We start from the raw sequence: 20,734 nt of genomic DNA, 5'->3' as shown, positions 1-20,734 counted from the left end.
CAAGCCATGACCCCCGAACGCTTCAAGCGCATCACCGATATGCTGGCCCAGCGTCAGCTCGATTTGACCGTCTGTATGGAAGAGGTACACAAACCTCACAATCTGGCCGCCATCGTGCGTACCGCCGATGCCATCGGCATCCACCGGGTACACGCCGTCTGGCCCAAAACCTGGATCCACAAACGCAAGGGCACCGCCCGCGGCAGCCAGAACTGGGTGGATGTAAAACTGCACCCGGACATCGGCAGCGCCGTTGCCGAGCTGAAAGCTTCAGGCATGCAGATCCTGGCAACCCACCTCTCCGACAGCTCCGTCGATTTTCGCGCTATCGACTACACCAAACCGACCGCCATTCTGGTGGGTCAGGAGAAGCACGGCATCGGTGAAGAGGCGCTGGCGCTGGCCGACCACCATATCGTCATCCCCATGGTGGGCATGGTGCAGTCCCTCAACGTCTCGGTGGCTGCCGCCGCTATCCTCTACGAGGCGCAGCGCCAGCGCGAGCTGGCCGGTTGCTATCAACGCGGCTGCCCGCTCACGCTGGAGGAGCAGAACAGCATCCTGTTCGAGGGGGGTTATCCTATCTATGCCCAGCTCTGCAAAGAGAAAGAGATGCCCTACCCCCAGCTCGGCCCGGCCGGTGAAATTCTGGCGGACGAAGAGTGGTGGCAACGGATGCAGCTGACCCGCAAAGGGTGGGCGCAGCAGAGCGAACAGGACGATCCGCAGGAGGAGTGATGGAGAACCCTTTTGGCAGCTGGCTGGAATCGCAAATCATCCGGGATCACCTGACCAACCCGAACATAGAGGCCGGTGACTACAGCTACTACTCCGGCTATTACCACGGCAAGCCGTTCGAGGATCACTGCGTCCGCTACCTGCTCGGCGATGGCTCGACCCGCGACACCTGGGAGAGCGGCCTCTGGGGCGAGGTGGATCGGCTGATCATCGGCAAGTTCTGCTCCATCGGCTCGGGCGCCACCTTCATGTTGGCGGGCAATCAGGGCCACCGGCTGGATTGGGTCTCAACCTTCCCGTTCAACCCCGACACCTTTGGCGAAGGGGCCCGCAGCGGCTTCCAGCGCAAGGGGGACACCCGGATTGGCAACGATGTCTGGATCGGCTCGGAAGTGATGATCATGCCCGGCATCACCATAGGTGATGGCGCCGTCATCGCCACCCGCGCCGTGGTGACCAGGGATGTGGCCCCTTACACCATAGTCGGCGGCAACCCGGCCCAGCCGATCCGCCGTCGCTTCAGTGATGAGCAGATCCTCATGCTGCAAGAGATGCAGTGGTGGGACTGGCCACTGCCCCGCTTGCAAGCCAGCATGGCGCTACTCTGCTCGGGGGATATCGCCGCCCTTTATCACCATTGGCAACAGGAGTGTGCCTGATGAAATCCCTCTCTCTTTCCCTGTTGGCCCTGACCCTGTTTTCTGCCGGAGCCCTTGCCGTGACCAATACCTATCAGCTCACCAGCGAAGCCGATGTACCCAGCCTCTACCAGGAAACCCTGCCCGACTTCTGGCGCCAGCATGCGGTTGAAGGGGAGTTCAAGGGCAAGGATGGGGTGACCATCCGCTATGCTGCGCTGCGGCAGGAGAAGGTTGATCGCGCCATCCTGATCGTCAATGGCAGGGTCGAGAGCTACCTCAAGTATCAGGAGCTGGCGTGGGATCTCTGGCGTCAGGGCTACAGCCTCTATCTCATCGACCATCGCGGTCAGGGGATGTCTGGCCGGATGCTGAATGACCCGCAGAAGGGATATGTCGACCAGTTCGACGATTATGTGGTCGATCTGAAACAGTTTCACGACCAGATCATCATGGCGGACCAGCCTGCCAAGCTGTTCCTGCTGGCCCACTCCATGGGCGGCGCCATCTCGGCCCGCTATCTGGAACGCTGGCCCGATGATATCAAGGCGGCCGTGCTCTCCTCCCCCATGCTGGGCATCAATCTCGGCGGTCTGCCCAAGTGGCTGGCCAAGGGATTGGCGAGCACCATAGGCACGGTCGGCGGCTGGCTTGGCGAGCCTCCCTACGGCCCCGGTCAGGGCGCCTATCAGGATCACGGCTTTGCCGATAACGAACTGACTCACAGCCAGCCCCGCTATCAGGCCTTCCGCCAAATCTACGAGCGGCACCCGCAGATCAAGCTGGGTGGCGCGACCGTCCACTGGATTTATCAAGGGATCACTGGTGCCGATGCCGCCATCGCCGATGCGGGCGCCATCAAAACCCCGTTGCTGGTGCTGCAAGCTGGCAGCGACAGCGTGGTGGACAATGCCGCGCAGGATCGCTTCTGCACCATTGCCAAGTGCGAAGGGGGCAAACCGCTGCGCATCGAGGGAGCCTGGCACGAACTGTTTATCGAATCCGATGACAAACGCCAGCCCGCCCTGACCGCGATGGTCGACTTTTTCGCCCGCTTCTGAGCTGACTATTTTTTGTAACCCTAAATAAATGGGGTGACAGTGCGGGCTAAGGTAAACTGCCCCTGTTTTCAATCGATGCCGAGGTAATGATGTTCAAGGTAGTTGTATCCGATCTCGATGGCACTCTGCTCAACAAGCAGCACCAGATCTCTCCCCGTACCCGGGATACCCTGCACCGCCTGGTAGAACAAGGTGTGAAATTCGTAGTCGCCACCGGCCGTCATCACGTTGACGTTCGCAGCTTCCGCGATGCGCTGGGGATGGACATCTACCTCATTACCTCCAATGGCGCCGTGGTCCATGACAAACAGGATCAGCTGATTTTCAACCAGCCGCTGCCGACCGAGATCGCCGCCGAACTGATTGCGCTGGAGCGCGACCCCTCTATCCACCTCAATGTCTATCAGGGTGATGACTGGGTGGTGGAAGAAGAGCTGCCCTGGCTGCTGCAATTCCATGACGAATCCGGCTTCACCTACCGTCTGGTCGATGACCTGAAACAGGAACCGAAAGAGCAGATCAACAAGGTGTTCTACATCGGCGACCACGAGAAACTGCTGAAGATTGAGGCGCACCTCAACCAGCGCTATGGCGACCAGCTCAACGTCACCTTCTCATTGCCAGACTGCCTCGAAGTGATGCACGCCGGGGTGCACAAGGGTAATGCGGTGCGTGCCGTGCTGGAGCAGAACGGGTTCGATATGTCCGAGGCGATCGCCTTCGGGGATGGCATGAACGACTTCGAGATGTTGACCATGGTGGGACGCGGTATCGTGATGGGCAACGCCCATGACCGCCTGAAAATGGCGCTGCCGGAGTATGAGCAGACCCTCACCTCCGATGAAGATGGCGTTGCCGTCTATCTGGAAAAGCTGTTCGAGCTGGAGAACGTCAGCGCAGCCTGATCCTCTTCCTCCCGACATCCGATTCAGCAAAGCCTCACCATGTGAGGCTTTGTTTTTTCAGGGTTTCCAGCCAGGGATTGGGCCGCTGCCAGCTGAAGCTCTGGTTCGCCCCGCCGTAGCATTCGGCCAGCCGCAGCGGCGTGCCGGGAGTATGGCGTCGTCCGGCCACATCGAGGCAGCGGGAGACCTTGCTGTTGAACAGCCTGTCTTTCTGCCACTCCCACTGCGCCTGACCGTCACAGGGTGCCAGCATCACTTCGCTGTCGTTTTTGGCTTGCAAACAGAGATCCTGCAGGCGCAACTCACCCAGATCCCACTCGAACAGTTGATCGTCTTTTCCGCTGCAAGGTTGTGCCAACACCTTCTGCTGGGACACCGCAACGCAAAAATCACCGCTGGTCAGCAAGGGGGAGAGAGAACGTTCCTCCTGCGGTTGTGATGCAATGGAGCCCATCATCACATCGGTGGATGGCGGCTTGATGGTACAGCCCCCTAGCAGCAAGGCAGCCAGCAGGGCGGGAGAGCAAGCAAAGGAAATTTTGTCATTCATGGAAAAATGCCTGAAATGGGCCGATGACATCCGGTTGTCAGTGACTCGAGGCTGAAGCATAACCGAAAGGCGGGGCGCGCTGCCCAAATAGAGTGTAAACAGACGTAACAGGGAGAGAGTACTGGCCCAGCGGAGGCCAGAAAGCAAAAAACCCCGCCGAAGCGAGGTTTTTCTAAATGTGGTCGGTGATAAAGGATTCGAACCTTTGACCCTCTGGTCCCAAACCAGATGCGCTACCGGACTGCGCTAATCACCGAGGCTATTTCTTTCAAAATAGTTTACTTCAAAAAACAAAGACGACCTGATGGTCATCCTCGTCATACAGCAAGTATGGTGCGAAGAGAGGGACTCGAACCCTCACACCCGGGGGGCACTAACACCTGAAGCTAGCGCGTCTACCAATTCCGCCACCTTCGCGTACCTGACAAGCTGTAAAATGGGGTGGCTGATGGGGCTCGAACCCACGACAACCGGAATCACAATCCGGGACTCTACCAACTGAGCTACAGCCACCACAGCTGTTTTCGTTCCACAACAACGCCCGTTTAACCGACGCACTTTTTGATGGTGCGCCCGACAGGATTCGAACCTGTGACCTCTGCCTCCGGAGGGCAGCGCTCTATCCAGCTGAGCTACGGGCGCTACGCTGTCGAACGGGGCGCATTATTAATGATGGTTGCTGGTTTGTCTACACTTTTCTGTCACCGAAACACTGTTCGTTGTTTTTTCAAGCACATTGCGCACTTTTCTTCCACTATTCCCCTGCTGACAGCCGAAAAGGGGCAGATCGCAGTCGCAAATCGCCTTGCTGCCTTGACTTGATTTGATGCCCATCTAGAATGAATGAACGTTCATTCAATCGAAAGTCACACTGATGATTCTGGATAAAAAAGAGAGCATCTTCAACGCGGCCCATGAGGTGCTGGGTGAACGGGGTTTTCATGGTCTGTCGATTGCAGAAGTCGCCAAGAAGGCCAATGTTGCCACCGGCACCATCTATCGCTACTTCGGCGACAAGGATGATCTGATCCGGCAACTGCACCAGCACACTATCTTGCAGTGTGTGCCCATGGTCATGGCCGATGTAGCAATCGATAAAGTTTCATTTCAACAATTTCGCCAATTATGGCTCAATATTCATGCCATTTTTGTTAACGAACCCAACGCTATCCGGTGCAAATTGCAGTACGAGAGCTCTCCGCTAGGGGCAGAATTGGAGACCAATCCTGTCATTCTGGCTGCCTGGGAGCCTCTGGACCGATTTTTTGAACAGGGCGTTGAACAAGGATTGTTTATTGATTTACCGATACGGGCACTCCAGGTGTTGAGTCTGGACAGTGTCATGCATCTGGCCCTGCAGTGCAGGGTGCACAACATCACGCTGACCGAATCGCAGTTGGAAACCGCGATCCGGGCCAGCTGGAATGCCATTTTATCCCCCAATCTTTCCACCTCAGGAGCCTGTTCATGAAAAAGTGGATGGCCATTATGTTGCTGATAGCGATCGCCTTGTTTGGCAGCGTCATCGGCTTCAATTTGTTCAAACAGAAGATGATTGCCCAATACATGGCCAACCGGCCGGAACCCGAGTTCCCCGTCACCGCCATGGTGACCAAGGCGCAGGATTGGGTACCGACCATCGAAGCGATCGGCTTCATCGAGCCGAATCAGGGGGTGACCCTCTCCACCGAACTGGCAGGTACCATTGACGCCATCACCTTCGAATCAGGCAAACCGGTCAAGGCTGACCAGCTGCTGCTGAGCCTGGACTCCACCGTGGAGCGGGCCAATCTGCGCGCCTCCCAGGCCAAGCTGCCGGCGGCAAAAGCCAAGTTCGATCGTTTCCAGAACCTCTACAAGACCAGCTCCATCTCCAAAGAGCAGCTGGATGAAGCCGAAGCGGCCTATCGCTCGCTGGAAGCAGATATCGAGAGTCTGAAGGCGACCATTGCCCGTCGTGAAGTCCGTGCGCCCTTTAGCGGCGTGGTCGGCCTGCGCAATGTGTTCCTCGGTCAGTATCTGCAGCCGGGCACAGATATCGTGCGCCTGGAAGATACCAGCGTGATGCGCCTGCGCTTCACCGTGCCCCAGACCGATATCTCCAAAATCAAGCTGGGCCAGACCATCAAGATCAATGTGGATGCCTATCCGCAAACCCAGTTTGATGGTCACATCACCGCCATCGAACCTGCGGTCAACTTCCAGAGCGGCCTGATCCAGGTACAGGCAGACATTCCGAACAACGACGGTCAGCTCCGTTCCGGTATGTTCGCCCGCGCCAGCATCATTCTGCCGACGGTGAAAGATCAGATCGTGATCCCGCAGAGCGCTATCTCCTTCACCCTTTACGGTCAGAACGTCTACGTGCTCAAAGAGGGCGAAGAGACCGACAAAGAGGGTAACAAGGTGAAAGTGCTGCGAGCCAAGCAGGTTGTGGTCAAGGCCGGTGAGCGCCGTGGCAACGATGTGCATGTGCTCTCCGGCATCCAGGCCGGTGACCAGATCGTACTGTCGGGTCAGGTTCGCCTGAGCAACGACACCAAGGTGCATGTGGTCGAGAACGACGCCCTGGCCGTTCCGGCACAAACCCCGATGCTGTAAGCGCGGAGATCTGCGATGCGATTTACTGACATATTTATAAAACGGCCTGTGCTGGCGATCTCGCTCAGCTTCCTGATCGCCTTGCTGGGCTTTCAGGCCATCTTCAAGATGCAGGTACGGGAATACCCCGAGGTGACCAACACGGTGATCACCGTCAGCACTGGCTACTATGGCGCCAGTTCTGATCTGATCCAGGGGTTCATCACCCAGCCGCTGGAACAGGCGGTCGCGCAAGCCGACAACATCGACTTCATGACCTCCTCCAGCCAGCTGGGCAGCTCAACCATCACTGCGTACATGAAGCTCAACACCGACCCCAACGCCGCGTTGTCCGACATCCTGGCGAAGGTGAACTCGGTGCGCTCCCAGTTGCCGAAAGAGGCGGAAGACCCGTCGGTTACCTCCTCCACCGGTTCAACCACGGCGGTGCTCTACCTCGGCTTTACCAGCCCGGAGCTCAACTCCAGCCAGATCACCGACTATCTGGAGCGGGTTATCAAGCCGCAGCTCTTTACCGTGGGCGGTGTCTCCAAGGTTGACCTCTACGGCGGTGTCGAGTTTGCCCTGCGGGTATGGCTGGATCCGGCCAAGATGGCGGCCTTCAACCTGACGGCCAGCGATGTGATGACGGTGCTCAACAGCAACAACTATCAGTCCGCGACAGGTCAGGCGACCGGTTACTTCACCCTGTTCAACGGCAACGCCGAGACCCAGGTCAAGGATGTCGACGAGCTGAAGCGTCTGGTCGTTGCTACCCGTGACGGCAAGGTGATCCGCCTTTCCGACATTGCCAAGGTGACCCTCGAGAAGAGCCACGACATCTATCGCGCCAGCGCCAACGGCCGCGAAGCAGTGGTCATGGCGGTCAACGCCGCGCCGACAGCCAACCCCATCAACATCGCACACGATGTGCTGGCGTTGCTGCCGAGCCTTGAGCGCAATATGCCGAGCACCATGCGTCTCAACGTGATGTATGACTCCACCGTGGCGATCAACGAGTCCATCCACGAGGTTATCAAGACCATACTTGAGGCAGCCGCCATCGTTCTGGTGGTCATCACCCTGTTCCTCGGTTCGTTCCGCGCGGTCATCATCCCGATCATCACCATTCCGCTCAGTCTTATCGGCGTAGTGATGATGATGGATATGTTCGGCTTCTCGATAAACCTGATGACCCTGCTGGCGATGGTGCTGGCGATCGGTCTGGTGGTGGATGACGCCATCGTGGTGCTGGAGAACGTCGACCGTCATATCAAGGAGGGGGAAGAACCGTTCCGGGCAGCCATTATCGGTACCCGCGAGATCGCGGTACCGGTTATCGCCATGACGGTCACCCTGGCGGCGGTATACGCGCCTATCGCCCTGATGGGGGGTATCACAGGCTCCCTGTTCAAGGAGTTTGCCCTGACGCTGGCCGGTGCAGTGTTCGTCTCGGGCATCATCGCCCTAACTCTGTCACCGATGATGTGTTCCAAGATGCTCAAGGCCAACGAGAAGCCGGGCAAATTCGAGAGCACTGTCCATCACCTGCTGGAGCGGATGACCGATCGCTACGACAGCATGCTGCACGCAGTGATGAAAAAGCGCCCCGTCATCGTGGTGTTCGCCGTCATCGTCTTCGCCAGCCTGCCGCTGCTGTTCAAGTTCATCCCGAGCGAACTGGCACCGTCAGAGGACAAGGGGGTAATGGCCGTGCTGGGTACCGCACCGTCCAACGCCAACCTGGACTACATCGAAAACACCATGGCGGATGTGAACAAGATCCTGGACGACCAGCCCGAGATCGCCTTCTCCCAGGTCTTCTCCGGGGTGTTCAATGCCAACCAGGCGTTCGGTATCGCCTCCATGGTGCCCTGGAGCCAGCGTGAAGCGAGTCAGAAAGAGGTGCTGGACCGGGTCGCCAATCTGGTGAAAGACATCCCGGGTATGGCCATCACCACCTTCCAGTTCCCGGAACTGCCGGGTGCATCGAGTGGTCTGCCGATCCAGTTCGTCATCACCACCCCGAACAGCTTCGAAAGCCTGTTCCTGGTGGCCGGTGAAATTCTGGCAGCGGCGCAGAGTAACGGTCAGTTCGTCTATTCGGATCTCGATCTGAACTACGACTCCGCCACCATGAAGATCCGCATCGACAAGGACAAGGCGGGTGCCTATGGCATCACCATGCAGGATATCGGTATCACCATGGGCACCATGATGGCGGACGGTTACGTCAACCGTATCGACCTGGATGGCCGCTCCTACGAGGTGATCCCGCAGGTCGAGCGCAAATACCGTCTCAATCCGGAATCAATCAAGGGCTATTACGTGCGGGCCGCAGACGGCAAGTCGATCCCGCTCGGCAGCCTGATCAGCATTGAAGTGGTCGGTGAGCCTCGCGCCCTGCCCCACTTCAACCAGCTGAACTCTGCCACCATAGGCGCTGTTCCGGCTCCGGGAGTGGCCATGGGTGATGCGATCAACTGGTTCCAGACCACCGCCGACGAGAAGCTGCCGCAAGGCTATCGTTACGACTTCATGGGTGAAGCCCGTCAGTTCGTCACCGAAGGCAATGCGCTCTATGCCACCTTCGCGCTGGCACTGGCCATCATCTTCCTGGTGCTGGCAATCCAGTTCGAGTCGGTGCGTGACCCGCTGGTCATCATGGTCTCTGTACCGCTCGCCATCAGCGGGGCCTTGATTGCCTTGGCTTGGGGACTGGCGACCATGAACATCTACTCCCAGGTGGGCCTCATCACCCTGGTGGGTCTGATTACCAAGCACGGTATCCTGATCTGTGAAGTAGCGAAGGAAGAGCAGCTACTGCGTGGCATGAACCGGATGGAAGCCGTTATGCAGGCCGCCAAGGTGCGTCTGCGTCCGATCCTGATGACCACCGCCGCCATGATTGCCGGTCTGATCCCGCTGCTCTACGCCGCTGGTGCCGGTGCGGCACAGCGTTTCAGCATTGGTATCGTCATCGTGGCCGGTCTTGCCATCGGTACCCTGTTCACCCTGTTCGTGCTACCAGTGATCTATACCTATCTGGCTTCCGAGCACAAACCCTTGCCGGTATTCGATGAAACCATTCCGCCCAAAGCAAACGGCGGACATTAATCATCAATGACATGCAAAGGCCCCGTATCGGGGCCTTTTTTATGCTTTGCAGGAAAGACGACATAAGTGCATGAAGCAGTTAAACTAAAAAACACCACATCCAGACCGCAAGGACGCCATGTCAGGACTCTTCTCCAAGACCGCCAGGGCCGTAGGCCGCAACGGACTCTCATATCGCCTGCTCTCCTACATTCTGGTCTGCAGTACCGTATTGGCGATGATCATTACGGCGCTGCAACTCGCGTGGGATTACCGCAAGGATGTCGCCGTTATCGAAGACAGCATCGGCCAGATCGAGGCCTCGTTCCTGCAACCCATCGCCGCCAGCTTGTGGAACCTGGATGAAGAGCAGGTCAAAGTGCAAATTGAAGGGATCATGAACCTGCCCAACATGCAGTTCGTGATGGTCAAGGAGATGCTCGGCAACTCCGAAGTCCCGCTGCTGACCCAGGGGGTCGAGCGGGAAAGCTATGATATCTCCCGAGAATTCAACCTCACCTATCAGGGGGAGATTGTCGGCAAGCTGTTCGTTGCCGCCTCTCTCGAGCAGATCTACCAGCGCCTCATCGAAAAATCGGTGCTGATCATGGTCAGCCAGACCATCAAGACCCTGGTGGTCTCATTTTGCATCCTGATCATCATTTACTATCTGGTGGTCAGGCACATCAACCGCATCGCCAACTACGCCCAGAAGTTCAACCTCGATCGGCTCGACATGGAGCTGGAGCTGGAAGGCCGCCCGCAGCCACGCAAGAAACCCGATGAGCTGGATACCCTGGTCTCCACCCTCAACCAGATGCGCACCCGACTGCGTGACGAGCTGGTTGCCCGCCATCAGGCGGTCGAACAACTGCAAAAGGAACGGGACTTCTCCGCCACCCTGATCAACTCCGCCAACATGGTCATCTGCTGCATGGAACCGGATTTGACCATCGCCAGCATCAACCCGGCAGCCATCTTGCTGACCGGCTACCACCAGCAGGAGCTGTTGCAACACAACTGGCTGGATCTCTTTGTCAGCCCGGCGCAACGGGAAGAGCTGAACGATATTCTGGCAGCGGAAGGTTCATTGGCCGACAAAGAGGTCATCATGCATGACCAGCAGGCCCATGAGCTGGTACTGCAATGGACCTTCGTCCCCTTCTACGATGGTCCCAACCTCAAGTACCAGATCGGCTTCGGCTACGACATCACCCAGCTGAAAAAGGTCGAGCGGGAGATAATCCAGCTCAACGAACAGCTGGAAGGCAAGGTGGTGGAGCGTACCCGCAGCCTGAGCGAAGCCAACAACCAGCTGGGCAAGGCGTACGACGACCTGAAGCAGGCCCAGCAGACTCTGGTGGAGTCCGAGAAGATGGCCTCCCTCGGCTCGCTGGTGGCCGGGGTGGCACACGAGATCAACACTCCGATCGGCATCAGCGTGACCGCCTCCTCCTACCTGCAAGAGCGGGTCGCCGACTTCAAGTCCCATATCGACTCCAAACAACTGTCGCGCTCCTATCTCAACGAGTTCACCGTCAACCTCGACGAGTCGATGCAGCTGCTGCAGAGCAACCTGCGGCGCGCCTCCGAGCTGATCGCCAGCTTCAAACAGGTAGCGGTCGATCAGTCATCGGAAGCGCGCTACAACTTCAGTCTCGCCGACAACCTCCATCAGGTAGTGGTCTCGCTTGGCCACAAATTGAAGAAGAGCCAGTGCGAAGTGGATATTCAGTGCGATCCCAAGCTGTCGATCTTCTCCTTCCCGGGCAGCTTTACCCAGATCTACTCGAACCTGATCCTCAACTCCATCAACCACGGGTTCGACAACTGGGACAAACCGAAGAAGATCACCATCAAGGTGGAACAGCAGGGAGAGGAGCTGTTTATCGACTATTCGGACAACGGCCGCGGCATCCCGCCGGAAATCTTGCCGCGCATCTTCGATCCCTTCGTCACCTCCAAGCGGGGTCAGGGCGGCAGCGGTCTTGGCACCCACATCATCTACAACCTGGTGGTGCAACTGCTGAAAGGCCGTATCAGCAGTGCCAGCGAACCGGGCCAGGGCGCCCAGTTCCATATTCGCCTGCCGATACAACATAACTGAGCGCTGGCTCTTGTGAGCCAGCCGCTTTATCCCCATCATGCTGTGATTGCATTCTTAATGAGCGGAGAACCTCGCAATGGCACAGCATTTTGACTATATCGCCATCGGCGGCGGCAGCGGCGGTATTGCTTCTGCCAACCGGGCTGCCATGTACGGTAAGAAAGTTGCCCTGATTGAAGCCAAAGAGTTGGGTGGAACCTGCGTCAACGTAGGCTGCGTACCGAAGAAGGCCATGTGGTATGCAGGCCAGATCGCCGATGCCCTGAAATATGGCGCCGACTACGGCTTTGACACCACCCTCAACCACTTCAACTGGGCCAAGCTGGTCGAGTCCCGCCAGGCCTACATCGGCCGCATTCACCAGTCCTATCAGAACGTGCTGGGCAAGAACCAGATCACCGTCATCAAGGGCTTCGCCCGCTTCGTCAGCAGCAACACCATCGAGGTTAATGGCGAGCACTACACGGCTGATCACATCCTGATCGCCACCGGTGGCCGCCCGGAAATTCCGGCGATCCCGGGTGCCGAGCTGGGTATCGACTCCGACGGTTTCTTTGACCTGCAAAGCCAACCCAAGCGGGTTGCCGTAGTGGGTGCGGGCTACATCGCAGTCGAGATCGCAGGGGTGATGCAGGCACTCGGCTCAGAGACCCATCTGGTGGTGCGCAAGCACGCACCGCTGCGCAACTTCGACCCTATGATCCACGAGACACTGGTCGAAATCATGGCGCAGGAAGGGCCCAAGCTGCACACCCACGCCATTCCCAAAGCCGTGCTCAAGAACGCTGACAACAGCCTGACCCTGCAACTGGAAGATGGCCGCCATCTCACCGTCGACTGCCTGATCTGGGCCATCGGCCGGGTACCGGCTACCGAGAACCTCAATCTGGCTGCCGCTGGCATCACGCTGGACGAGAGGGGCTTTATCCCGACCGACAAGTTCCAGAACACCGCCGTCGCCAACATCTATGCAGTGGGCGACAACACGGGTCGCATCCAGCTCACCCCAGTGGCCGTCGCCGCGGGCCGTCGCCTCTCCGAACGGCTGTTCAACAACAAGCCGAACGAGCACCTCAACTACGATCTGGTGCCGACCGTGGTGTTCAGCCACCCGCCCATCGGCACCATCGGCCTGACCGAACCGGAAGCCATCGCCGAATACGGCGAGGACCTGGTGAAGGTCTACCGCAGCCAGTTCACCGCCATGTACTCGGCACTGACCCAGCATCGCCAGCCCACCCGGATGAAGCTGGTCTGTGTCGGCCCGGAAGAGAAGGTGGTCGGTCTGCATGGCATCGGCTTTGCGATGGACGAGATCCTGCAAGGTTTCGGCGTCGCCATGAAGATGGGTGCCACCAAGGCGGACTTCGACAACTGCGTCGCAATCCACCCCACCAGTGCGGAAGAGTTTGTCACTATGCGTTAAGAGCAGATGAAGTTGGCCTGTCACGAGCGGCCGGCTTCTACAGCCATGTAATCCCTTCATCCAAACCCGGCTCAGGCCGGGTTTTTTTGATCCCTCCTCGCCATTTCTCTCGCAAATCCGTCGTTCTTTACGCCGATTTTACGCCTGCCACATGGCGCTTTATGGCGCCTTTACGCCTGTTTTACATACCCTTTTCAGCGTCAATGACACCAACAGAGTCGATATGGTCTTACATCGGCTCTCGCAGCTAATTATCTCAATGGAGTCGATATGAATTGGCTATATCTGCTGCTCGTCCTCGCCTTGATGGCCTATCTGATGCGCGCACTCACGCGCAGTCACGAGTGAGGGACTACCTATATGCAGCAAGAAATTATCTATCCGGTGGCCAGCAAACTGCCGAGCCTCGTGAGCAAACCAATGCGTGCCCTGACGCACCGTGACCACGAGTGAGGAACTAGAACATGTGGCAAGAAATAATCTATCCGGTGGCCTTCGTGCTGCTGGTTCTGCTGCCGGCACCGCTGCTGGGCAACTACATCTACCGGGTATTTGAAGGCAAAATCCGCTGGCTGGCACCGGTCGAGCGCGCCACGCTTGCTTGCTGTGGCACCGATGGGCGGGAGCAGGACTGGAAGTCCTACGCCCTCAGCCTGCTGGCCTTCAACGGCGCCGGTTTCGGTCTGCTGTTCCTGATCCTGATGGCGCAGGGGTTGCTGCCCCTCAACCCGCAACAACTGCCGGGTCTGAGCTGGCAACTGGCATTCAACACCGCGGTCAGCTTTATGACCAACACCAACTGGCAAGCCTATTCCGGTGAGGCCAGCCTCTCCTACTTCAGCCAGATGGTAGGCCTGACCACCCAGAACTTCGTCTCCGCAGGGACGGGCGCCGCCGTCGCCATTGCCCTGTTCCGCGGCATCGCCCGCCAGCAGACCATCAACCTTGGCAATTTCTGGCAGGATCTGGTTCGTTTCTGCCTCTATGTGCTGCTGCCCATCGCGCTGATCATGGCGCTGGTGCTGGTATGGCAAGGGGTGCCGCAAAGCCTCTCCGCCTATCTGCCGTTCCACGGTGTGGAGGGTCAGGAGCAGCTGCTGCCGCTCGGCCCGGCGGCCTCTCAGATCGCCATCAAGCAGCTTGGCTCCAACGGCGGCGGCTTCTTCGGCATCAACTCGGCACATCCGTTCGAGAACCCGACAGCCCTCTCCAACTGGCTGGAGATGGTCGCCCTGCTCACCATCGCCGCCGCAATGGTCTTTACTCTGGGCCGCTATGTGAAAGACATGGCCCACAGCCGCGCCATTCTCGGCGCCATGACCCTCATGCTGGTGCTGGGGCTCTTCGTCTCACTCTCTCAGGAGCTGAAACCGGATCCCACCCTCGCCCAGCTCACCACTGACGCCAGCAACATGGCTGGCAACTGGGAAGGCAAGGAGAGCCGCTTCGGCCCTGTGCTCTCCAGCATCTGGGAAGTGGCGACTACTGCTGCCTCCAACGGTGCCGTCAACGCCATGCACGACAGCTTTACTCCGCTCGGCGGCATGGTGGGCATGATCAACATGCTGCTGGGTGAGGTCATCTTCGGCGGGGTCGGCTCCGGTATCTACGGCATGATGCTGTTCGTACTGCTGACCGTGTTCCTGTGCGGCCTGATGGTGGGACGTACCCCGACCTATCTGGGCAAACGCCTCGGCATAACCGAAATGAAGTGGGTCGTCGCCAGCATGCTGGTCATGCCGGTGGGGGTTTTGGTGATCGGCGGCGTCACCCTGCTGATGCCGGATGCCAGCACCATCATCGGCCATGATGGCCCGCACGGTCTGTCACGCCTCATCTATGCCTACGCCTCGGCTGCCGGCAACAACGGCTCCGCCTTCGCCGGTTTTGCCGCCGGTGACAACTGGCAGTGCATCGCCATCGGTCTGGCCATGCTGCTCGGTCGCTTCGGCTACATCATTCCGGTACTGGCCATCGCCGGTCAGCTGGCCCGTGCACCCCGTCAGGAGACGAGCGAAGGAGACTTCCCCATCAGCGGCCCGCTGTTCGTTACCCTGCTGATCATCACCGTCCTGCTGATAGGTGGCCTCTCCTTCCTGCCGGTGCTGGCACTGGGCCCGGTGGCCGAACACCTGAGCCTGATCGGAGGGGCATTCTGATGAACCTGACCCTGTCGATCACCATCCGGATGCCAATGGCCAACTATCTGATGCTGGGAGCTTTCCAATGAGCAAGTCCACTTCAATGAGTCCCGACACCATGCTGGTGAAGGGCAAAAAACAGCAATCGCAGATCCTGCAGGCCATGGTTGAAGCCATCTATCGCTTCAATCCCAAGGCGCTGTTTGGCAGCCCCATCCTGTTCACCCTCTGGCTGGCCGCAGTCATGGCGACGGTGGAGTCCCTGCTGGGGCAGCCTTTCTCCGGCGTTGCTCCCTCACTGGCCTGGCAGCTGACCGCCTGGCTCTGGCTGACCCTCTGGTTTGCCAACTTCGCGGAAACCCTGGCCGAGGGGCGCGGCAAGGCCCGCGCCGACAGCCTGAAAGCGGGCATGAGCCAGCTCAAGGCCCGTCGGGTGGCGAATGCCAAAGATGGTCAGGGCGAGTGGGTACCCGCCACCAGCCTGATGAAGGGGGATCTGGTGCTGGTCCGCAGCGGCGAGATGATCCCGGCCGACGGTGAAGTAATCGCCGGCATCGCCTCGGTCAACGAGGCCGCCATCACCGGCGAATCCGCCCCCGTCATCCGCGAGTCGGGTACCGACCGCAGCGGCGTGACCGGCAACACGACGGTCGTCTCCGACGAGATCTGGGTGCGCGTCAGCAACAATCCGGGCGAGAGCACGCTGGATCGGATGATCGCACTGGTGGAAGGGGCCAAGCGCCAGAAGACCCCCAACGAGATGGCGCTCGACGCCCTGCTGGTGGGCCTGACCCTGATCTTCCTGTTGGTGGTCGCCACCCTGCCCTGGTTCCTCGACTACAACGGCACCCAGGTCCCGCGTCTCTACCTGATCGCTCTCTTTATCACCCTGATCCCGACCACCATCGGCGGCCTGCTCTCCGCCATCGGCATTGCCGGTATGGATCGACTGGTGAAGCTGAACGTCATCGCCAAGTCTGGCCGTGCCGTGGAAGCAGCTGGTGACGTGCGCACCCTGCTGCTGGACAAGACCGGCACCATCACCTTCGGCAACCGGATGGCCGACGAGTTGATCCCGGCACCGGGTGTCGACCCCGCCCTGCTGGCACAAGCCGCCATGCTGGCCTCGCTGGGTGACAACACCCCGGAGGGCAAATCCATCCTGACTCTGGCCAGCAAGAGCATGGCCAAGCCGAGCCAGCAGGAGAGCGACAAGGTGATCCCTTTCAGCGCCGAGACTCGCCTGAGCGGACTGGATCGCAACGGTCATCAATATCGCAAGGGTGCGGTGGATGCCGTGTTGAACTACCTCAGCCTCGACCGCAAGGCGGTGCCGGAGCTGGTGCTCAAGTCAGTCGACAGCATCGCCCGTCAGGGTGGCACCCCGCTGCTGGTCTGCACTCAGGAGAAACTGCTGGGGGTGGTCTACCTCAAGGACATCATCAAGCCCGGTATCAAGGCTCGCTTCCAGATCCTGCGCCATATGGGGATCCGTACCGTGATGATCACCGGCGACAACCCGAAAACCGCCGCCGCCATCGCCGCCGAAGCCGGGGTGGATGACTTCATCGCCGAAGCGACGCCGGAGAAGAAGCTCGCCTATATCCGGCAGGAGCAGGCTGATGGTCGTCTGGTTGCCATGTGCGGCGACGGTGCCAACGATGCACCGGCACTGGCACAGGCTGATGTGGGTCTGGCCATGAACGAGGGTACCCAGGCCGCCAAGGAGGCGGGCAATCTGGTGGATCTCGACTCCAACCCCACCAAACTGCTGGATGTGGTGCTGGTCGGCAAACAGCTGCTGGTGACCCGTGGCGCCCTGACCACCTTCTCCATCGCCAACGACGTGGCCAAGTACTTTGCCATCCTGCCAGCCCTGTTCATCGCCGCCTACCCGCAACTGGGGGCGCTGAACCTGATGCAGCTGGGCAGCCCGCAGAGCGCCATCCTGTCGGCCATCATCTTCAACGCCCTGATCATTGTGGCGCTGGTACCGCTGGCCCTGCGTGGTGTCGACCTGAAAGGCTCGGCTGCCAGCCTGCTGCGCCGCAACCTGCTGATATACGGTGTCGGTGGCCTGCTGGTGCCGTTTATCGGCATCAAGCTGATCGATCTGGTCATTACCGGCCTGGGTCTGGTGTAACGACATAACCGGGATGCGGGTCAGACCCGCATCCCCAGCCATCCTTTTGGAGCAAGAGAATCATGATAGCAATCAGAACCCTGTTGACCCTGACCCTGCTGCTGGGCGTGGGTTATCCGCTGGCGGTCACCGGGCTGGCCCAACTGCTGTTCCCCTGGCAGGCCAACGGCAGCCAGCTGACCGACAGCAAGCAGCAACTCATCGGTAGCGCCCTGCTGGGGCAGAAATTCGAGCGGGCTGACTACTTCCATCCCCGTCCCTCAGCCAGCGATTTCAACACCATTGGCGGCAGCGCCAGCAATCTGGGGATGAGCTCACCGCTGCGGGCAGCGTTTGCCGAACAGGTGGCCAAGGCACAGCCTGGAACCCGCTCCCCCGCCATGCTGACCCGCTCCGCCTCCGGCCTCGATCCCCACCTGCCGCTGGATGCGGTGCTGGCTCAGGTCGACCGCGTCGCCAAAGAACGTGGACTGGATCCCGCCCAACTGACGGAGCAGGTCAAGTCGGCCACACAAGCTGGTATCCTTGGCCCGCAGGTGGTCAACATTCTCCAGCTGAATCTGCAACTGGATCATAAAAAGGGCGCCTGATGGCGCCCATTCCGGTTTGGTGATGACCTCGATTTTCGCAACGGGCAGTTGGCTCGATAGGGATAACAATGGCTGATGTAGCAAGCGCTGACGCCCTGCTGACGAGTCTGATGCAGGAGCATGAGGATGCGTGATGAGGTAAGGGCCGACGCCCTGCTGGCAAGTCTGGAGCAAGAGCACAAGGGCAAGCTGAAGGTGTTTCTCGGCGCAGCTCCCGGCGTGGGAAAGACCTACGCCATGTTGCAGGCGGTGCGGGAACAGGCCAAGGAGGGGGTCGACATCCTGATCGGCGTGGTGGAGACCCACGGCCGTCAGGAGACCCTGGCTCTGCTCGACAAGCTCGCCATCATGCCGCGCAAGATCCACATGCACCGCCAGCAGCGACTGGAGGAGATGGATCTCGACGGCCTGCTCGCCCGCAAACCGGCCATTGCCGTGGTGGACGAGCTGGCCCACAGCAACGCCCCCGGCAGCCGCCACGAGAAGCGCTGGCAGGATGTGGAGGAGCTGCTCAACGCCGGGATCGACGTCTACACCACCCTCAACGTGCAGCATCTGGAGAGCCTCAACGATCTGGTGTGGCAGCTGACCGGGGTCAGGGTGAAAGAGACCCTGCCCGACCAGGTGCTGCTGGAAGCCGACAGTCTGGTGCTGATCGACCTGCCCCCCAAGGAGCTGCTCGGCCGCCTCAAGGAGGGCAAGGTCTATGTGCCCCATCAGGCCAAGGCTGCGTTGCAATCCTTCTTCTCCCTCAACAACCTCACCGCATTGCGGGAGCTGGCGATGCAGACCGCCGCCAGCCATGTGGAGGGCGATCTGCAACTGCAATGGCAGGCAGCAGGCAAGAGCACCTTGCCGCTGCGGGGCAAGTTGATGGTTTGCCTCGGCGACCTGCACGGCTCGGCGCTGGTGCGCTACGGCCACCGCTTTGCCCAGCGCCGCCAACTTCCCTGGCTGGTAGTGCATGTCGACAGCAATGGCCGCCGCTCGGCCGATGTGGAGCAGGCGCTGGCGCTCGCCTCCCACCTCGGTGCCAAGGTGCTGACCCTCTCTAGTCCGGCGGTCGCCAACACCCTGCTGGAGACCGCCGAACAGCAGCAGGTCTCCCAGCTGCTGCTCGGCAAACCCCACAAGGCACCGTGGCGTCGTTCGCTGGTGCAACACCTGCTCAAGCAGGCTCAGGGGCTCGAAATCACGCTGGTCGATACCGAGAAGCAGAAGCCCGAAGTGGGGATGCGCGTCCCGACCCCGAAGGATATTCACCACAGCCTGCTGGCGGTGACCATCATGGGGATCACCTCGGCCGCCGCCTGGGGGCTCTCCTACTGGCTGCCGCCCGCGGCGTTGCCGCTCATCTTTGTACTGGGGGTGCTGGCGACTGCCCTCACCACCAGTCTGGTGCCCGCCACACTGGCGGCAGTGCTGGGCTTTATCGCCCACAATCTGCTGTTCACCGCCCCCTACTTCTCCCTGAGCGTCGCCAACCACAGCGACCTGCTCACCCTGTTTGTGCTGCTTATCGTCGGCATGACGGCGGGACGGCTCGCCTCCCGCCAGCGGCAACAGCTGATCGGTCTGCGCGAAACCCAGCAGTTGGGCAATGCCCTGCTCTCCCTCAGTCAGGGGTTGGCCACTGCCAGCAGCCCGGAGGAGGTGCTCAGACAAGGGGCACAAGCGATCTCGCTGGCACTGGGCCAGCCGACCGTGGTGATCGACAAGGAGTTCAACGATCGCCTCGGCAACGAGAAGCACAGACCCGGCCAGACCGACAAGGCGGCCATCGACTGGTGTCTGGCCCAGAAGCAGAGCGCCGGTGCCCACACCGCCACTCTCAATGCCGCCGAGGCCCAGTATCACCACCTCAGTGATGACCTGGTGATCGGCATAACGCTGGCCAATCCGCTCTCCTCCTCTGCCGAGCATCAGCTGCAGGCGCTGCTCACCGACATTCGCGCCGCGCTGGCGCGGATAGACCTCAACGAGCGGCTGGCCGACAGCCAGTTGCAGGCGGAGACCGACCGGATGCGGGCCGCCCTGCTCTCCTCGGTCTCCCACGATTTGAAGACGCCGCTGGCCACCATCATGGGGGCTGGCAGCACCCTGCTGGAATATGGTGACCGGATCCCCGCCGAAGACCGTGACGAACTGCTCCACTCGGTGCAGGAGGAGGCGCGCCGCCTGCACAGCTATGTGCAGAATCTGCTGGATATGACCCGCATCGGCTCCCCCGACTTCCAGCTGAAACGGGACTGGGTCGATCTGGCAGATCTGGTGGAGAGCGCCCGCAAGCGGCTCGACTCCTCCTGGCGCCAGCACAAGCTGCGGGTCCATTTCGATCAGCATGTGCCCCAGCTCTATGTGCACGGCGCCCTGATCGAGCAGGTGCTGGTCAACATCCTCGACAACGCCTCCCGCTACTCGCCAGCTGGCACCCCCATCGAGTTCAAGGTGATGGTGGCCGAACCCGACCTTATCATCGATATAATCGATATCGGGGTCGGTATCGCCGAGTCGGATCGGGAGAAGATCTTCAACCTCTTCTACACCCAGCCAGTTGGCGATTGCGGCAGCCGTGGCACCGGGCTTGGCCTCGCCATTTCCCGCGCTATGATAGAGGCCCACGGCGGCAAGATTTGGGCCTTCTCCGGCCCCAATGGCAACGGCACCTGCATGCGCATCTCCCTGCCGCTCGCCCTCAATTCACCGGAGGTCTGATGGCTGACCGCCAGATCGGGTCAATCAGCCCCTCCCACCATTCG

Annotated in this window: 14 protein-coding genes and 4 tRNA genes; 13 read left to right on the top strand and 5 right to left on the bottom strand. The window is 59.9% G+C overall.

The features are described 5' to 3' along the window. Positions 1-6 precede the first annotated feature (6 nt). The 4 genes from trmH (at position 7) to ACTG1K_RS03130 (ending at position 3,342) form a co-directional block, all read left to right on the top strand. Positions 7-738 carry a tRNA (guanosine(18)-2'-O)-methyltransferase TrmH gene (gene trmH / locus ACTG1K_RS03145; protein ID WP_042063570.1) on the top strand — a complete coding sequence of 244 codons (732 nt, stop codon included), beginning with the start codon at positions 7-9 and terminating at the stop codon, positions 736-738. Beyond that, positions 738-1,397 carry a CatB-related O-acetyltransferase gene (locus tag ACTG1K_RS03140; protein ID WP_181270062.1) on the top strand — a complete coding sequence of 220 codons (660 nt, stop codon included), beginning with the start codon at positions 738-740 and terminating at the stop codon, positions 1,395-1,397. Before trmH ends, ACTG1K_RS03140 begins: the two co-directional genes overlap by 1 nt. Further along, positions 1,397-2,437 (top strand): alpha/beta fold hydrolase, encoded by a 1,041-nt coding sequence (locus ACTG1K_RS03135; RefSeq protein ID WP_440004802.1) that lies wholly within the window; start codon positions 1,397-1,399, stop codon positions 2,435-2,437. Before ACTG1K_RS03140 ends, ACTG1K_RS03135 begins: the two co-directional genes overlap by 1 nt. 89 nt (positions 2,438-2,526) lie before the next feature. Beyond that, complete coding sequence (locus ACTG1K_RS03130) at positions 2,527-3,342, top strand: Cof-type HAD-IIB family hydrolase (RefSeq protein WP_040069618.1); 816 nt, start codon at positions 2,527-2,529, stop codon at positions 3,340-3,342. A gap of 34 nt (positions 3,343-3,376) precedes the next feature. On the opposite strand, the gene ACTG1K_RS03125 is transcribed toward ACTG1K_RS03130, so the two are convergent. The 5 genes from ACTG1K_RS03125 to ACTG1K_RS03105 all read right to left on the bottom strand — a co-directional run bounded on the left by ACTG1K_RS03125 (position 3,377) and on the right by ACTG1K_RS03105 (position 4,534). Beyond that, positions 3,377-3,892 (bottom strand): ricin-type beta-trefoil lectin domain protein, encoded by a 516-nt coding sequence (locus ACTG1K_RS03125; protein ID WP_064339092.1) that lies wholly within the window; start codon positions 3,890-3,892, stop codon positions 3,377-3,379. Between the two features lie 179 nt (positions 3,893-4,071). Beyond that, positions 4,072-4,148 (bottom strand) — tRNA-Pro (locus ACTG1K_RS03120). A 75-nt stretch (positions 4,149-4,223) separates the two neighbouring features. After that, positions 4,224-4,309 (bottom strand) — tRNA-Leu (locus ACTG1K_RS03115). A gap of 20 nt (positions 4,310-4,329) precedes the next feature. Beyond that, a tRNA-His gene (locus ACTG1K_RS03110) sits at positions 4,330-4,405 on the bottom strand. A gap of 52 nt (positions 4,406-4,457) precedes the next feature. Next, positions 4,458-4,534 (bottom strand) — tRNA-Arg (locus ACTG1K_RS03105). Positions 4,535-4,766: 232 nt separating this feature from the next. Between ACTG1K_RS03105 and ACTG1K_RS03100 the strand changes: the two genes are divergently transcribed. From ACTG1K_RS03100 to ACTG1K_RS03060, 9 genes are all read left to right on the top strand, one after another. Continuing rightward, positions 4,767-5,363, top strand: coding sequence for a TetR/AcrR family transcriptional regulator (locus tag ACTG1K_RS03100; protein ID WP_005339267.1), 597 nt, complete (start codon positions 4,767-4,769; stop codon positions 5,361-5,363). Continuing rightward, positions 5,360-6,493: an efflux RND transporter periplasmic adaptor subunit gene (locus ACTG1K_RS03095; protein ID WP_005339268.1), complete on the top strand. Its 1,134-nt coding sequence runs from the start codon at positions 5,360-5,362 to the stop codon at positions 6,491-6,493. Before ACTG1K_RS03100 ends, ACTG1K_RS03095 begins: the two co-directional genes overlap by 4 nt. A 15-nt stretch (positions 6,494-6,508) precedes the next feature. Further along, positions 6,509-9,589: a multidrug efflux RND transporter permease subunit gene (locus ACTG1K_RS03090; RefSeq protein WP_330125588.1), complete on the top strand. Its 3,081-nt coding sequence runs from the start codon at positions 6,509-6,511 to the stop codon at positions 9,587-9,589. Positions 9,590-9,707: 118 nt separating this feature from the next. After that, positions 9,708-11,675, top strand: coding sequence for an ATP-binding protein (locus ACTG1K_RS03085; RefSeq protein WP_440004801.1), 1,968 nt, complete (start codon positions 9,708-9,710; stop codon positions 11,673-11,675). Positions 11,676-11,751: 76 nt separating this feature from the next. After that, the gene (gene gorA / locus ACTG1K_RS03080) at positions 11,752-13,101 is read left to right on the top strand and encodes a glutathione-disulfide reductase (protein ID WP_440004800.1); all 1,350 of its coding nucleotides are present in this window, start codon (positions 11,752-11,754) and stop codon (positions 13,099-13,101) included. A gap of 464 nt (positions 13,102-13,565) precedes the next feature. Continuing rightward, complete coding sequence (kdpA, locus tag ACTG1K_RS03075; RefSeq protein WP_203119675.1) at positions 13,566-15,260, top strand: potassium-transporting ATPase subunit KdpA; 1,695 nt, start codon at positions 13,566-13,568, stop codon at positions 15,258-15,260. Between the two features lie 67 nt (positions 15,261-15,327). Next, positions 15,328-17,385, top strand: a complete 2,058-nt coding sequence (gene kdpB / locus ACTG1K_RS03070; RefSeq protein ID WP_425856305.1) for a potassium-transporting ATPase subunit KdpB — start codon at positions 15,328-15,330, stop codon at positions 17,383-17,385. A gap of 62 nt (positions 17,386-17,447) precedes the next feature. Then, positions 17,448-17,975, top strand: coding sequence for a potassium-transporting ATPase subunit C (locus ACTG1K_RS03065; RefSeq protein ID WP_425891643.1), 528 nt, complete (start codon positions 17,448-17,450; stop codon positions 17,973-17,975). Between the two features lie 126 nt (positions 17,976-18,101). Then, positions 18,102-20,690 (top strand): sensor histidine kinase, encoded by a 2,589-nt coding sequence (locus tag ACTG1K_RS03060; RefSeq protein ID WP_013723343.1) that lies wholly within the window; start codon positions 18,102-18,104, stop codon positions 20,688-20,690. Positions 20,691-20,734: the final 44 nt, after the last annotated feature.

It is taken from the genome of Aeromonas sp. 102P, assembly GCF_051920345.1.
Classification (GTDB): domain Bacteria; phylum Pseudomonadota; class Gammaproteobacteria; order Enterobacterales; family Aeromonadaceae; genus Aeromonas; species Aeromonas veronii.
This window is presented reverse-complemented; position numbering and strand designations above follow the sequence as displayed.

Coding starts and splice junctions, on each gene's coding strand:
- ACTG1K_RS03095 (WP_005339268.1), top strand. CDS start 5,360: ATGAAAAAGTGGATGGCCATTATGTTGCTGATAGCGATCGCCTTGTTT.
- kdpA (WP_203119675.1), top strand. CDS start 13,566: ATGTGGCAAGAAATAATCTATCCGGTGGCCTTCGTGCTGCTGGTTCTG.
- ACTG1K_RS03090 (WP_330125588.1), top strand. CDS start 6,509: ATGCGATTTACTGACATATTTATAAAACGGCCTGTGCTGGCGATCTCG.
- ACTG1K_RS03125 (WP_064339092.1), bottom strand. CDS start 3,892: ATGAATGACAAAATTTCCTTTGCTTGCTCTCCCGCCCTGCTGGCTGCC.
- ACTG1K_RS03135 (WP_440004802.1), top strand. CDS start 1,397: ATGAAATCCCTCTCTCTTTCCCTGTTGGCCCTGACCCTGTTTTCTGCC.
- trmH (WP_042063570.1), top strand. CDS start 7: ATGACCCCCGAACGCTTCAAGCGCATCACCGATATGCTGGCCCAGCGT.
- ACTG1K_RS03085 (WP_440004801.1), top strand. CDS start 9,708: ATGTCAGGACTCTTCTCCAAGACCGCCAGGGCCGTAGGCCGCAACGGA.
- ACTG1K_RS03140 (WP_181270062.1), top strand. CDS start 738: ATGGAGAACCCTTTTGGCAGCTGGCTGGAATCGCAAATCATCCGGGAT.
- ACTG1K_RS03130 (WP_040069618.1), top strand. CDS start 2,527: ATGTTCAAGGTAGTTGTATCCGATCTCGATGGCACTCTGCTCAACAAG.
- ACTG1K_RS03065 (WP_425891643.1), top strand. CDS start 17,448: ATGATAGCAATCAGAACCCTGTTGACCCTGACCCTGCTGCTGGGCGTG.
- kdpB (WP_425856305.1), top strand. CDS start 15,328: ATGAGCAAGTCCACTTCAATGAGTCCCGACACCATGCTGGTGAAGGGC.
- ACTG1K_RS03060 (WP_013723343.1), top strand. CDS start 18,102: ATGCGTGATGAGGTAAGGGCCGACGCCCTGCTGGCAAGTCTGGAGCAA.
- gorA (WP_440004800.1), top strand. CDS start 11,752: ATGGCACAGCATTTTGACTATATCGCCATCGGCGGCGGCAGCGGCGGT.
- ACTG1K_RS03100 (WP_005339267.1), top strand. CDS start 4,767: ATGATTCTGGATAAAAAAGAGAGCATCTTCAACGCGGCCCATGAGGTG.